The sequence below is a fragment of the Leptospira licerasiae serovar Varillal str. VAR 010 genome (genome assembly GCF_000244755.1).
Taxonomy (GTDB): Bacteria; Spirochaetota; Leptospiria; order Leptospirales; family Leptospiraceae; genus Leptospira_B; species Leptospira_B licerasiae.
Genome location: NZ_AHOO02000013.1, coordinates 25,911 through 40,785, shown reverse-complemented (window position 1 = coordinate 40,785; position 14,875 = coordinate 25,911). Strand labels below are relative to the sequence as shown.

Genomic DNA, 14,875 nt, shown 5'->3' with positions numbered 1-14,875 from the left:
TTATATTAATGGTGCTTAGCTACTGGCTTCGATGTAAAACCTAATTTAGCTCTCAAATGACTGAACACTGAAAGTGTTACAGGAACATAGAGTAAACTTCCCAGAGTCCCGAATCCAAGTCCCCAACCTAATGCTAGGGTCATCGGAATTAGTACTGGATCCGATCCCCCCACACTGTAAGCAGTAGGGAGAAGTCCTGCAACTGTAGTCAAGGTAGTCAGTAAGATCGGACGGAACCTTCTGCGGCTAGCCTCGACTAAGATCTCATCCAAAGGTGCATTAGATGATTTACGTATAGAATCTATACAATCCACTAATACGATGGATGCGTTCACAAGGACCCCTGCAAGTCCGATGATACCGATCAAAGCAAGAAAGCTGAATGCTTTTCCGGACAACACAAATCCTAATACAATCCCCACAAATCCCAACGGAATTGTGCTCAAGATCAAAAGTGGCCTTACCACATTTTGCAAAGTTAACGCAAGAATGATAAAGATCCCGAGTAAAGCGATGAGTCCAGCTTTTCCAAGCGAGGCCATGGATCTTTGTGTGTCCTTCTCCTCTCCGCCGAATACAATGGAAACTCCAGGGTATTGTCTTTCGATCAAAGGTTTGAATTCGTCGATCACCTTTTGATTCGCTTCTCTGGAGGTCATTCCTGTTTCGATCTTGATATCTGCGTTCACTGTGACCGCTCTTTCAAAATCCCTATGAGAAAGTAATTCAGGAGAATCTTTTAGATCCATTCTGGAAATTTTGGCAAGATTTGTGATATTCCCTGCTTTGTTCCTAAGGGGAATACTTTTTACTTCTTCCGGATTTTTACGGAAGTTCTTATCGTACATCACTCTCAGATATATTTTAGTCTTACCTTGCCGGACGTTACCCGCTCTTTCTCCATCATATGCAGTTCTTAGCATATTAGCAGCGGAGAAGGTGGATACTCCGGTAAAACTTTCCAAACCTTCGTCCAATTGGATATACATCTGTTTTCGTCCGTTCCTGTAATCGTCCCGAACCGAATGTACCCCTTTGATCCCCTTTAAGAAGGATTGTAGATCAGCGGAAACTTTTTTGAGAACTTCATAATCTTTTCCGAGTACTCCGATCGTAATCGGCGCTCCGATCGGAGGCGCCATCGCCATTTCTTCCAAATAAACGTCGGAAAGTCCCGGAGTTTTTCGAATATCTTCCTCGATAGAAGCTAATATTTCCGAAGCCTTTCTTTCCCTTTTGGATTCCGGGGTTAAGTAGACCATTACTACGCCTAAATTCTCTCCGAATCTGGATAAAGGGTCATCCGGATCAGTCTGCTGAACTCCGATTTTTGTAGAATAACTCACCAATTCTTTAGGAGGGATCTTTTTCAAGATCTCCTCCATATACTTCATCTTTTCTCTAGTTTGGAAAATACGAGAGGAAGGAGGAAACTCCGCCTTAATTAAAAAGATCTCGATGTCCTCTTTCGGGAAAAGAATGAAGTCCATTTGGGACATGACTCCACAAGAACCCATAACGATCAGTATGATCGCAAAGAAAGATTTGTTCCGATTTCGGATCATCAAAGCCACAAAATCGGTAAACCTTTCCTCCATTCTTGCAAAGAATGTATCTAAGGATTTTCTAAAATTGGAGGACTTCTTTAGTTCTTCCGGAGTTTTTGCAAATGCGGCAATTCTAGCGGGAAGAAATAAGAAGGATTCGATCAAACTTGCAGTCAATGCAATGATCACCACAAGAGGGATCTGCCAGATAAATTTTCCCATGATCCCCGCCATGAAGAGCATAGGAAGAAATGCAGCCACGGTAGTGAGGTAAGATCCAAAGATCGGCACTAACATCTCTGTGGTCCCTTTCAAGGCTGCGGATGTTTTATCCATCTTCTCACCTAGATAGGTGTAAATATTTTCGGAAATTACGATGGAGTTATCTACAAGCATCCCGAGCGAGATGATGAGTCCCATCATAGAGATCATATTAAAGGAAACATCAAAGAAAGGAAGCGCTGCGAATGTCATTAACATCGAGAGAGGTAATGACATAGAAGTCAGAGTAGCGGTTCTGAAATCTAAGAATAAAAACAAGATCCCGAATACGATCAAAAATCCAATGAGCGCGTTCGAAGAAACCACATTCAACCTGTTCTTGGTCCTTTTTGCCTCGTCGTTTAATTTGAACGTTTTAATTCCTTCCGGATAGATTTTTTCCAGTTCTTTTAATCTAGCTTGGACATTCTCTGCGACTTCTATCGCATCCGCTCTTTCCTTTTTGATCACAGAAAGGATCAACCCCTGTTGCCCGTTCGCGATCGCAAGAAATCTAGGATATTCGAAAGTATCTTCTACCCTTGCTAAATTTCCGATACGCACAGTGGAGAATATATCATTTGTTCGAACCGGGATCTTTCCTATTTCGGAGGGTTGTTTGAATTCTCCGTCGATTCTTAGATCGAATGCATCTTCCGAATCCACGGAACCTGCAGGTAGATTTATATTCCTAGTCCGGATCGTTCTTGTGATATCGGAAAGATCCAATTGGTATTGTTTCAATTTGTCCGCATTTACGAGGATATGCCATTCTCTATCACGTTTTCCGAATACATCCACTCTGGCTATCCCTGGGATCTTTTCCAGCTCCAGCTCTATAAATTCCGCGATCGTATGTAGTTCTATCTCGTCTTTACCGCCATAAACGGAGAAGTCCATGATCGGAAAGGAGCCTGATTTTCTTTCCGTAATTTTAGGTTTTTCAGTAACCTGAGGAGGAAAATCAGAGATTGCGTTATCCACGGCTCTTCGGATTTCATCCAAAACTTTTTCCGGATTTTTCTCCTCTAAGCTCACACGAACGTCAATATCGGAAACGGAGTTACGGGAGAAGGAACGGATCTCATCTATACCGTCTATCTCTTTGATCTTTTCCTCGATAGGATACGTTACCCGTAATTCCACATCCGCAGGAGAAGCTCCGGGAAATTTAGTGGTGATCACAAGCTGCTTCATATCCACATTAGGAAAAGCGTCCCTGCGCAAACCGCAAAGCGACATTCCACCCGCGGCAAAAATGAATATAACCCCCAAATACATGAAGAGTCTATTGTGAATGAAAGATTGTATTATTGTTCTCATATGTTTTTTTATTTAGAAATTTTTCCATCCAAAGGTTCTAAGAGCCCGCCCCATTGGCTCCATGCTTGTTTTATAAAACTTTTGTCCCAGGTTTCTCCGCAAACCTCCATTTGTTTCGGTAGTCGATCCCAGGAACATCCCGGGAATCTATGATGAATCCTATGATAATTAAAATGTAAAAAGAATGCGCTTACCGTTTTCGGTAGAGTTAAATTAAAGGCCGAATTTTTATCATTAATTTCTTTCCCGTAATGATATGCATTATCGAAAAATGATATAAAAAAGGACCTACTTAGAAGTAGGAATACCAACAAAGGCCAATCTTTTCCAAACAACAAGAAAGAAGGAATATAAAATGCCAAGATCCAGAATATATCCTTTCGTAATTCCGCCAATATTTCAGGACGATAGATCCACTTAAAAAAACCTTCTTCTATAGGATACTCAATGAAACGATCCACGATCGGCTTTGTCCAACGAGAAGGTAATGAAAGTAAGAGCCCTGTCCCCACTTCGAAAATGTAAGTGGCAATCGTTATTCTAAAATAATAATTCAAACTTTGGAACCATCTTGGCTTTTTTGAATCTGGATCATAAAATTCTATCCGATCACCAGGTTCCCTATTGAACTTATGGTGCATCAGATGACTACATTTCAGAACTGAATAAGGAGCTCCGAACACGATACAAAGAAACCTTCCCCAAAAATGATTCTGTTTTCTTTCGTTCGAAAAATTCCCATGTATACTTTCATGGATCAGATTCCAAAAGGTATAAGATACCGGCGCTAAAACGGCAGCAAAAAACCAAGCGACCCAATCAGGAATGCTTCCACTAAAGAGTCCCAATGGTAACAAAAAATGGAAACTGATAAATAAAAATAAGACCGTTAGCGAAAGTATTCTATTTTTCGCAAATGGCAGGTCTCTGATCTGTATAGAAGCTTCCATTTAGGATAGAACGGATGAGAGTGGAATTTTCTGCAAGCAACCTGTTACACTAAGTCGCGGCGACATCGGTCGGTTTGAAAAAAAATGTTTATCTCTCATAATGCCCGTAAGAATAGAAATAAATTGATCCAGTTCTATTCTAAACGGAAAAAATTCGGCTCCAAAAATGCTACAAGAGGTCCAAAACAACAATATGAGTTTAATATTTCATTCCGCGACTCTCTTACTCGCAATTTCATTCTTCTATTGTTTTCCATTGGATCCGGACAGAATAAAGTCCCCCAATTATAGAGAGGGCAGATATCATAATTTAGATCCGGATGAAGAATTACAGGGAAAGTCTCCTTTAACTATCCTGCGTTGGAAGGTTTTCGGCCCTAAGGATCCTCCGGCAGTAGCAGGACTTACTGAAGAACTTCCTACAGTCTTAGAAAGAAACTCTAAGGATATAATCGCTCCGGAAGGAAAAGTCAGAGTAGTTTGGCTCGGACATGCTACCGTTTGGATCTCTTCCACCTTCAATGGAAAAACGATTAATGTTCTGACAGACCCTATCTTTGAAGCCCCGATCCTAGTAGGCAGACTAGTCAAACTTCCTATTCCAAAAGAGGATCTTCCTGTTGTGGATTTCGTAGTCGTGAGCCATGCACACAGGGACCATTTGGACCGGGATACATTAAGGTATTTGAGAAGTAGAAATCCGAACCTGCAGATACTTCTTCCGTCCGGAATGAAATCATTTTCGGAAGAAGAAAATTTAGGATCTACAGTTTCCCAAGAGTGGGGTCAGGTTAGCGGCAAGGATTCCGTAAAGATCACATTTCTTCCTGCGCATCATTGGAGTAGAATGGGATTTTCCGACACGAACCAATACTTCTGGGGAAGTTATTCCATAGAAGCTCAGGGAAAGATCATATACTTTGCAGGAGATACAGGATATTCTTCTCATTTCAAAAATATCTCCGAACGTTTGGGTAAGCCAGTGGATCTAGCACTTCTTCCTATCGGCGCCTATAAGCCCAGATGGTTTATGAAATACGCGCATATCGGACCCGAGGAAGCATTGATTGCAACTAAGGATTTGAATGCAAAGTCATTTGCACCTATTCATTGGGGGACATTTCCTTTAGGGGACGATCTGCCTAAAGAGCCCATGTTGGACCTTAAACAAAGGCTATCCTTCCCTGTTTCTCCGGATACAAAAGGACTCTACCCTTCTACGGACGGGATATCTTGGGGAAGTAAGGACGGAGTCAAAATTGTACCTTGGACTATAGGCAGCGGGATAGACCTAGATTGATTTGGAAATATCTATCCTAAGAAAAAACATAGCCTCCCGGAACTATTCCTGAATTCTGGCATAGAACTGTGTCCCCGGAGGCTTTCCCTAAAAATGAGATACGAAACTAAAGCGTCATTCTTTACGCATTATGTTATTATAATACTTCTCACCTTCTCCACTTCTATGTTCGCCGTTGGGGGAGAAGAAAAAATCTATCCGTTCAGTATGGCCCAGGCAAAAACAGACTCTCAGCCTGAACAATCAAAAAAAGAAGAAAGAAGAGTGGACCAAAGAAAAGGCAGATGGTCCTTCCAATGGGGTTACAATCGAGATTCTTATACCCAGAGTGATATCAACTTCAAAGGACCCGGATATCATTTCACGTTGAAAGACGTGGTCGCTCGGGACAAACCGGAACAATTTTCCACCGACGTTTATCTGAATCCTTCCCTTTGGGAAATTCCCCAATACAATTTTAAACTTACATATTATCTCACCGACAATCTGTTCATTGCATTCGGACAGGATCACATGAAATACGTAATGTCAAGAGGACAAGCTGCGAATATAAGCGGTTACATCGATCCGCTTGCGATACAATGGGCAAGACTTCATACTTCTTTCGAGTCCGCTCCTTATGCATTATTATTTCCGAATAATATAAATCAGTTCGCAGGATATCACGGAGGAGAAACAATCAATATCACTCCGGATTTTCTGAAATTCGAACACACAGACGGACTCAACTATCTATTTGTGGATGTCGGCTACGTAGCCCCACTCTGGGTTTCTCCCAATGGAGAGAATGCACTTAGCTTAGTAGGCTCTGTTGGAGGGGGTCCTGTGGTTTGCAGAAGTGATGTGAGACTTTTCGGAGAAGGCCATAATAATCGATTCCACCTTTCCGGATACGGTGTCTCCGGCTATTCTGCACTCAGGATCGACTTATTCAAATCCTTCTTCTTTGAATTCGGGGCGAAAGGCGGATATATAGATCTTACAAGCATCTACACCAACGGAAAATCCAAAGACCGCGCCACACAGAATTTCGGATTTGTGGAAATGATTGCCTCCGCAGGCATCACTTTTTAAAGTTTCCGACATGATCTCCGGGCTACAAGGTTCTATCCGAAAACTGGAAGTAGGCTCCGTGAATTTGGATGTTCACGGAGTGACTTACGAAATCGTAATATCATTCAAAACTTACTGGGAACTGAAAGAATTTCAAACTTCCGCAAAAGAAGTCCGACTTCATATCTACCATTCCATCAACGAAAGAGGACAAAAACTTTTCGGATTCCTACAGGAAAGAGATAAAGAATTTTTTAAAGTAATGAAAGGCCTGCATGGGATCGGAGAAATGACCGCGCTCAAAGTACTCTCCTTCTTCAGTCCATGGGAATTACATAAGATCGCTTCTTCAGGCGAAGCAAAAGATCTGGAGAAAATCCCGAAAGTAAGAGCCAAGACTTCCGAAAAAATATTTTTCGAAGTAAAACAAAACCTTAAAAAACTGGAGTTGTTTTTAGAAGCAGGCTCGGAAGATCCATCTATACCCGAAACTTCCAAAGAAAAACTCCCTTCTCCGGAAGACCGTTTCAAGGAAACCGCAATCCAAGCGCTTGTGCAACTTGGCTTCGAAGACAAATCCGCTCTCAAGGAAGTAGAGAAGGTCCTAAAAAGACAAAGTTTTACCGATACCGGGGAACTGATCCGAGAAATATTAAAAAATCTTTAAGTACCAGAGTTCAAAGTCGCATGTAGGAACTCCTACACTGAGATGGGGGGCGCCCCCACCCGAGTTCGGGTGGAGGAGGTGGGCTTGTGGGAGAAGCCATTCCCCCATACAAGAAAATTCCCTAAATTACAATCCAAATTTTCATTCACAATTCTTGTTGGAATTCCAACAAATCGAACAAAATCCCCATCAACTGGCATCCGCTGCTTCGGCCTTCTCCATACTTGAGCGCAAAGTTGCATAACGCTTTTCAAATTCGGAGTTTGGCACTCTAGGTTCCCCTGATCTGTGCAATTCGGGTAGGAGTCCGTGAACAAAATACATATCGATATTACCTTTATGCTTTGCGGCTACCTCACCGCGATACTCACAATCAAAAAAATCTTTAACAAGCTTATAAGTAGCACCCGAGATATTGATTTTACCCGTTGCACCGGAAGATTCACACCTGCTCGCAGTATTTACAGTATCGCTCCAAACATCGTAGGCAAACTTCTTCTCTCCGATGACTCCTGCCACCAAGTCTCCGGAATGAATTCCCAATCGAAGCTGCCAGTAAGGAAGATTCTGGGAGGCTTTAATTTCCTTCATCTGATTCATGAATGCTTGGATCTCGAGTGCTGCAAGCACGCAGTCCACTGCGTGAGTAGAACTGCTATTCGGAATGCCTCCTACAAACATATAACTGTCACCGATGGTCTTAAGTTTCTCAAGCTTGTATCGATCCATCAGACTATCGAAATACGAAAAGCATCGATCTAACTCCGCGACGAGTTCGCCCGGTTCCAATGATTCTGAAATTTTAGTAAAACCTTCGAAATCAGTGAAACAAACAGTGGCAGAGGGAAAATGGCGAGGTTTACTGATCCCTTTCTCTTTTAATTCGTCGGCCACTTCTCTCGGCAAAATATTAAGCAAAAGTTTCTCTGACTGAGCGTGTTCCCTTGACAGTTTGTCCTCGGCGGTGTTGACCGCCTTTACGAACTGATAAATGATGAAAACCATAACTATCGACATAAGAGTAAGTGGGGGCATCAAATAATCTGCCGGCACAACCCATCTAGGAGGACCGAAGATTGCCGAGCCGCCGAATACTCTATAATAATACTGAGCGGCCAGGAAGAGAATTACCGGAATGATCACAAGGCTCCAAATGGTTTTCGTCCGTGAACGAGGGATCATTAGAAATGGTAAAATAGAACTGATCAAAAATCCAAGAGGCGCAGGGTCGTCTGCTTGCGCGAGTGTTAGAACAGCAAATTGATAATTCATCGCTACAAGCGTCATAACCGCTGCGGCCGCGAGACTCCGCTTAGTCAGGAGGTATCGGGCAATCCCCAGAATAATCAGGAAGATGATGGTCATGGAATAGGAATATAGATGTGTTTCGGGAGGCTCAGTAAAATAAACTGCTACTGATAGCAATGCCGGGATTGAAAACATAATGAACTGTGTAGATCCAGTGATACGCATAGCCCGTGCCTCGTGATCGTTGAGACCTTGTGTGAGTTTGCTTAATTGGACCCAATCGATGAACCTGCGGAAATGTGAAATCATCCGGCAAGAGAATCACTAAAATCATGCAGCGCAAGCTTTCTTTGATAAAATTATACACTTTAACCTTTGCAAAAACTCTCTCTGTGCCTTCGTGTCTCACCGCGCTAAGAACCAATACACTGCCAAACCCAAATAATTCCCGACCGCATAACCGATAAGTCCAGTCAAAATCCCTAAGATCAGAACGCCTCTATTCCCGATTGCAGCCGCCACAGAAGGCACAAATGCAGGACCATAAATACTGGAAACGGAGGTGATAATCCAAGTATCCACTGGGATCCGAAACAAAATCCCGAAAATCAAATGAAGAAGTATCGCGATCGACATGGTAGCAAGCACGATCAAGAGCACACCGGAAGCCCCTTTTACCAAACTTCCAAAATCGGCCAAAAACCCAATAGCAACCGAGAACATTAGAATAAAATAATATCCCACCGGATAAGTATTCAAACTTCTCACTTTTTTAGAAAAAGAGATCCCTATCCCCCATGTAGTGATCCCCAAGAGAATTAAAGGTGCTGAAGCGGTATCTAAAATCGTTTGTGAGATCCAGAAAGAAGCGCCTAACCCCAAAACGGATAGAAGTATTCCGATTAACAAACGTATCGCAGGATTTTTAGGAGAAACTTGTATTTCGGAAGGAGCTTCATCTTCTCCTCCGATAGTAATCTCAGGTTTTAGAAAAATAGAATATACTTTCTTAGAGAAACTAAGTAGAAATAAAAGATAAGTCCCACCGATAAGTAGATCCACAGTGTTCACAAGTGCGATCGTTGCCTTGCCGGTATCCAATGCCAAGCCGATAGCATTTGAATTCGGCGTTCCTCCCGTATACAAACCTGCAAGCATCCCGCCTATTTTGGAAGATTCAGGATGTAAGGAACCGAGTAAAAATCCCACAGAAACGGAAGAGATCGCAACCGCGATACAAGAAAGAAGGAAAGAAAATAACGCAAGTCTTGCCTCTTTGATCCCTCGTCCAAAATCGGAAGAAGCAAGTAAGAGTGGGATCGCGACCGGGATAGAGATTTCGGAAACTGTTTCCGCGATTTTCTTAGGTAAAAATTCGCTGGGGACTAAATTACCTAAGAAAATTCCGGAGGCGTAGCATAAAACGACCGGACCTAAAAAGCCTAGCCATTTGTATTTTTTGGAAAGGCTACCTGCAAGCCACGGAAAGCCCAAAATGAATCCTAAAAATAAAAAGGAGATTATTAAATGGACTAGTTCAGACATCTTCTCTCCCGATCTTTTCCGAATCTATCGAAAGATCCTCAGGACCATCCCAAATCTCATTCTCATAAATAACAGATTAAATTCTGTTATATTGAATTTTACGAAAAATTCGGGTAAATAAACTGTGCCATAGAATCATATATTGATTACCTCTAAAAGTCGAAAAATCTAACTGAATCGACGATTGCTGACAGTTTGTTATAGGAAGGCCTACGCCTGGAGTTCCTACCTGCAAAATTTTCCGGTTTTTGGCCGACCTAAGTGAAAAAAACTTGTAAGAAATACTTCATATTCAAAGTAATATACTTTAATATTAAACTATTAATTCCTAAATTAATAGAAGGAAGTATTCAAAATGTTAGAAACATTATTAGCAACCAGCAACGATATCGTCCCACTGGTCTTAAGATTAACCCTCGGGATCGTAATCTTCCCACATGGCGCCCAAAAATTATTGGGTTGGTTCGGCGGTTACGGCTTCAAAGGAACCTACGGTTATTTTACTCAAACTGCAGGACTTCCTGGCATCATCGCATTCTTAGTTATCATCGGTGAATCATTCGGTTCAGTAGCTTTGATCCTCGGACTATTGACTCGTGTATCTGCAATCGGCATCGGTATTATTATGCTTGGAGCGGCCCTACTCGTTCACAGAGAGCATGGATTTTTCATGAACTGGTTCGGAGCTCAAAAAGGAGAAGGTTACGAATTCCAAGTATTGGCTATCGGACTTGCGATCGCACTCTCAATCGTAGGTGGCGGAGCTTACTCTCTAGACCTGGCAATTCTTTCTTCTATATAATAAGAAAGTGATTCTACGCAGAGTCGCAAAGACGCGAGAGTTTTCTACTGTAGGAACTCCTACGAACCAGACCCATAATCTCCGCGGCTTCGTGCCTCTGCGTGACAATTCTAATTTTTCAATTTCACACAGAGTCACAAAGGCCCAGAGCACAACAAAAACTTAATACTTATAAGCCTTATCTTCCAGTTGCGCCTTACGTGTAGTGTTGGAAGAAGGATTAATATCCGCCTGAGCCACAGTCACATAAGGGTTTCCTGTTCCTCCGGAAGAATACGAATTATAATTAATGATCCCACTCGGAGCATAACTCAAATCAGAAGTATCAGTTCTGAAAGGAGAAGTTAAGGAAAGTTTATTAAAACTAGTTCCTTCTGTAGAGTCAGGATATTCCGCAACAAGAGAAGTCCATTCCACTAAAGAGCCGTCATAAAATACAGTAGGATATCCTAATATATTCTGAGAAACAAACCCATTTACCTGTGCTTCAAAGTTAGTTCTACACTGAGAAACGATAGTCGCACCCGCAGTGTATCCTGCTCCACCTGTTCCGGTATTCGCAAAGATCCCAGCAAGAGTTACCTTATCCTTAAATCTATAGCCAGTCGCAGAGGTATCCAACAGAGAAGCCCAAGGAAAGGTTTTTGCACCTTTGATCCTGGTTTCAAATAGAACGTATTTTTTAGGAGTTCCACTTACACCCGCAGTAGGTGCACCGGAATCGTTCCAAGCAGTAGTGATATGATTTGCCCCTGCATTCGTAATTCCAACAGTTTGATCGTACTGAGCGGTAGGTCTTGCATCCACTATGATCTGTGTGCCTGTTAACCCGCCAATAGAAGCACTTCCATTATTCTTAGCGATCTTAATGATATCTTCTAAGGTAAGAGTAATGATAGTATTATCTACTCTCAGTTGTTTAACGCTAAAGTTTCCATTTTCATTCGGAGCCACATCCTTACTTGCAGAAAGATAAGTAGCGTTCGTAAAATTGGTTCTGATATCTCCGTTCAGGATAGCTAGATGTTTGATATCCGCTCCCCAATATCTAAGCCAATAAATCCCCCTAGTAATATCCTGGGTTTGGCTTCCGTTCGTATAAGCGGTGCCGTTATTGTTCGCTGATCCTACTGCGAAAACAACCAGATCGGTATTCAAATTGATCCCGAAAACTTTCAACCATTGGTCTATAGTTTGTCCATCAGCCTGGTAACGAACCGAATTACGAATAAGCCCGGTATCTCTCTGCTGGTTAAAACGAAATCCAGCTTGGAAATCATCCAGATGATACACATAGACTCCGTTCGCATTATCTGACTTGATATAAGATCTGCCGCTTGTATCCGCTGAAAAATTATTCGCAAGACTACTTTGCAAGATCACAAGTTTGCCGCTGATATGAGCAGGCTTTTGGTTTTGCCAATCGCTCACCCAAGATTCCAAACGAGAAGCAGTTACAAGCCCCCATTCATTATCATCATAAGAAGCTGCAGACTCATTCGTTAAATCCGAAGCAGAACTGACCGGAATGGAAGAACCAAACCCGGCCAAAACCGCCAAAGCAGAATTGGAGTCGGAACCTCCATCACAGGAGACAAACGTCCCCGAAAAAAGGCCGAGAATCAGCCCAATATAGATCACCTTCATGTATATTTCTCCTAACGCGGCATAGCCACGAGTTAGCCATTTCTGCTTAGAATGATCCTAAAAATCAGTCCAAAAATACAATATAACAGAAAATAAATCGTAATAACGGAAAATATATTAAGCCAACTTCCAAAGTATTGCCGCAGAAGAGTTTGGCACAGGAAAGCCCTCTGCGCCTTCGCGGCTCTTCGTGAGATAAAACCCGCCAGGGATGCGGAGGGCTTTAGTCACGCAGTGACGAGGGCGAATGCCCGAGCCCGTAGCAGCCCGGTCTTTGCAAAGCAAAGAGGCGGCCAAAATTTAAACTTGGACCAAGGTTTGATTCTTCATTTCCAATCGCTTGTAGGAACTCCTACCGAAAGGGGATGGACAGGATTCTTCCTGGTAAAATCCTTAGAAAAAGCATTCCAAACTGAACTCACATCCAAAAAAACAAGGTTGATTCATGAAAATTCACGAGTACCAGGCCAAGGAAATCCTGAGACGCCATAACGCCAAAGTTCCTTTCGGCGTAGTAATTGATAAAAAAGAAGACGGTGCGAAAGCCCATGAAGAAGTTTCTTCCAAAACGGGAGCATCTGTTGTCGTCGTAAAAGCCCAGATCCACGCGGGTGGTAGAGGAAAAGGCGGCGGAGTTAAGGTCACCAAAACTAAAGAAGACGCATTAGCCGCAATCGACAAGATATTAGGCATGCAACTTATCACTCCTCAAACCGGAGCCGAAGGTAAAAAAGTCCTTAAAGTTTATCTTGAGCAAGGGATCAATATCGCTAAGGAATTTTATTTAAGTATCTTATTAGATCGCGCGATCCGCAAAACTATAGTAATGGCTTCTACCGAAGGCGGTATGGAGATCGAAGAAGTAGCCGAAACTCATCCTGAAAAGATCCTAAAGATCGCTATTGATCCGGGCATCGGTTTACAACCGAACCAAGCTTCTCAACTCGCTTTTGATCTTGGACTTCCTACCGAATCCCATAAATCCTTTAAAGCTCTTCTTACTTCAGTTTATAACGCTTATATTAAAGAAGATGCATCTTTATTAGAGATCAACCCTTTGATCCTGACTAAAGAGAATGAGATAGTTGCTGGCGACTGTAAGATGGATCTAGATGAGAACGCTCTTTATCGCCATCCTGAAAACGCAGCATTCAGGGACATTTCCGAAGAAGATCCTTTAGAAGTACAAGCTAGCGAATACAATATCAACTATGTTAAGTTAGATGGTAACATCGGCTGTATGGTAAACGGTGCCGGTCTTGCGATGGCAACCATGGACATCGTCAAACTTGCCGGAGCTGAACCTGCAAACTTCCTGGACGTGGGCGGTGGCGCTAACGTTACCACTGTCACCAACGGATTTAAACTGATTTTAGGCGATCCGAACGTAAAAGGGATCTTTGTAAATATTTTCGGAGGGATCGTTCGCTGCGACAGAGTAGCTAACGGTATCATCGAGGCCGCTAAAGCGGTAAATATCCATGTTCCGTTAGTGGTTCGTTTAAAAGGAACCAACGCGGAAGAAGGTAAAAGGATCCTTAACGAATCCGGTCTCAACATCATCGCGGAAGAGGATCTTCGTACCGCGGCCAAAAAAGTGGCGGAAGCCATTAAATAAATAACATAAGGTTAACTTAATATAACATGGCAGTATTAGTAGATAACAATACGAGAGTCGTAGTACAGGGTATTACCGGAAAAGAAGGTTCTTTCCATGCACAGCAGATGATCGAATATGGGACCAATGTGGTCGGCGGTGTCACTCCAGGAAAAGGAGGTCAAAAGGCCGATTTAGTAGGTAAGGCAGTTCCTGTATTCAATAGTCTAAAAGACGCGATGGAAAAAGAAGGTGCGAACGCATCTATCATTTTCGTTCCGCCTCCATTTGCAGCAGACGCTATCTTAGAGGGTATCTTTAATGAGATCCCTTTAGTTGTTTGTATTACCGAAGGAATTCCAACACACGATATGTTGAAGGTCTATAGCGCTTTAAGAAATTCCAAGACTAGATTGATCGGACCGAATTGCCCAGGGATCATTTCTCCAAAGTACAACGTAAAAATGGGGATCATGCCAGGTTTCATTCACCAAGCAGGAAGTATCGGTATCGTTTCCCGTTCCGGGACCTTAACTTACGAATCGGTCGCTCAACTTAGCCAACACGGTTTAGGACAATCTACCGTGATCGGTATCGGCGGTGACCCTGTTCCAGGAATGAATCACACAGAAGCTGTCAAACTTCTGAATGAGGATCCTGAAACTAAAGGGATCGTAATGATCGGAGAGATCGGGGGAACTTCCGAAGAGGAAGCTGCCGCTTATATCAAAGCGAATGTCAAAAAACCTGTGGTAGGATTTATCGCGGGCCAAACTGCACCTCCTGGAAAAAGGATGGGGCATGCAGGTGCGATCATCAGCGGGGGAATGGGAACAGCCTCTTCCAAGATGAAAGCTATGCAGGATGCAGGCATTTCAGTTTGCCAATCTATCGCCGAAGTCGGCGAAAAAATGAAAAAAGCATTAGGTTAATCT

At 42.6% G+C, this 14,875-nt stretch carries 11 protein-coding genes; 6 read left to right on the top strand and 5 right to left on the bottom strand.

What is annotated here, in order from left to right; genetic code table 11:
• Window positions 1-5 precede the first annotated feature (5 nt).
• A complete protein-coding gene (locus LEP1GSC185_RS16090; protein ID WP_008597236.1) occupies window positions 6-3,131 on the bottom strand; it encodes an efflux RND transporter permease subunit in 3,126 nt (1,041 codons plus the stop codon).
• A gap of 8 nt (window positions 3,132-3,139) precedes the next feature.
• Complete coding sequence (locus tag LEP1GSC185_RS16085) at window positions 3,140-4,081, bottom strand: fatty acid desaturase family protein (RefSeq protein ID WP_008592577.1); 942 nt, start codon at window positions 4,079-4,081, stop codon at window positions 3,140-3,142.
• 193 nt (window positions 4,082-4,274) lie between these two features.
• Here LEP1GSC185_RS16085 and LEP1GSC185_RS16080 point away from each other — a divergent pair, with 193 nt between their 5' ends.
• From LEP1GSC185_RS16080 to ruvA, 3 genes are all read left to right on the top strand, one after another.
• Entirely contained in the window at window positions 4,275-5,381 is a 1,107-nt protein-coding gene (locus LEP1GSC185_RS16080; RefSeq protein ID WP_024864092.1) for an MBL fold metallo-hydrolase, read from the top strand.
• Between the two features lie 93 nt (window positions 5,382-5,474).
• On the top strand, window positions 5,475-6,455 hold the full coding sequence (locus tag LEP1GSC185_RS16075) for a hypothetical protein (protein WP_008592324.1): 981 nt from the start codon (window positions 5,475-5,477) through the stop codon (window positions 6,453-6,455).
• 10 nt (window positions 6,456-6,465) lie between these two features.
• Window positions 6,466-7,101 (top strand): Holliday junction branch migration protein RuvA, encoded by a 636-nt coding sequence (ruvA, locus tag LEP1GSC185_RS16070; RefSeq protein ID WP_008592477.1) that lies wholly within the window; start codon window positions 6,466-6,468, stop codon window positions 7,099-7,101.
• 189 nt (window positions 7,102-7,290) lie between these two features.
• Here the strand turns inward: ruvA and LEP1GSC185_RS16065 are convergent, their stop codons facing one another.
• Window positions 7,291-8,658 carry an adenylate/guanylate cyclase domain-containing protein gene (locus tag LEP1GSC185_RS16065; protein ID WP_008597178.1) on the bottom strand — a complete coding sequence of 456 codons (1,368 nt, stop codon included), beginning with the start codon at window positions 8,656-8,658 and terminating at the stop codon, window positions 7,291-7,293.
• A gap of 96 nt (window positions 8,659-8,754) precedes the next feature.
• Window positions 8,755-9,894: a DUF819 family protein gene (locus tag LEP1GSC185_RS16060; protein ID WP_008592253.1), complete on the bottom strand. Its 1,140-nt coding sequence runs from the start codon at window positions 9,892-9,894 to the stop codon at window positions 8,755-8,757.
• Between the two features lie 355 nt (window positions 9,895-10,249).
• On the opposite strand from LEP1GSC185_RS16060, the gene LEP1GSC185_RS16055 reads away from it, so the two are divergent.
• The gene (locus LEP1GSC185_RS16055; RefSeq protein ID WP_008592601.1) at window positions 10,250-10,696 is read left to right on the top strand and encodes a DoxX family protein; all 447 of its coding nucleotides are present in this window, start codon (window positions 10,250-10,252) and stop codon (window positions 10,694-10,696) included.
• Window positions 10,697-10,858: 162 nt separating this feature from the next.
• Here the strand turns inward: LEP1GSC185_RS16055 and LEP1GSC185_RS16050 are convergent, their stop codons facing one another.
• Window positions 10,859-12,343 (bottom strand): sulfurtransferase, encoded by a 1,485-nt coding sequence (locus LEP1GSC185_RS16050; protein WP_008592864.1) that lies wholly within the window; start codon window positions 12,341-12,343, stop codon window positions 10,859-10,861.
• 445 nt (window positions 12,344-12,788) lie between these two features.
• On the opposite strand from LEP1GSC185_RS16050, the gene sucC reads away from it, so the two are divergent.
• Window positions 12,789-13,961 carry an ADP-forming succinate--CoA ligase subunit beta gene (gene sucC, locus LEP1GSC185_RS16040; protein ID WP_008592162.1) on the top strand — a complete coding sequence of 391 codons (1,173 nt, stop codon included), beginning with the start codon at window positions 12,789-12,791 and terminating at the stop codon, window positions 13,959-13,961.
• 26 nt (window positions 13,962-13,987) lie between these two features.
• A complete protein-coding gene (gene sucD, locus LEP1GSC185_RS16035) occupies window positions 13,988-14,872 on the top strand; it encodes a succinate--CoA ligase subunit alpha (RefSeq protein ID WP_008592343.1) in 885 nt (294 codons plus the stop codon).
• Window positions 14,873-14,875 lie beyond the last annotated feature (3 nt).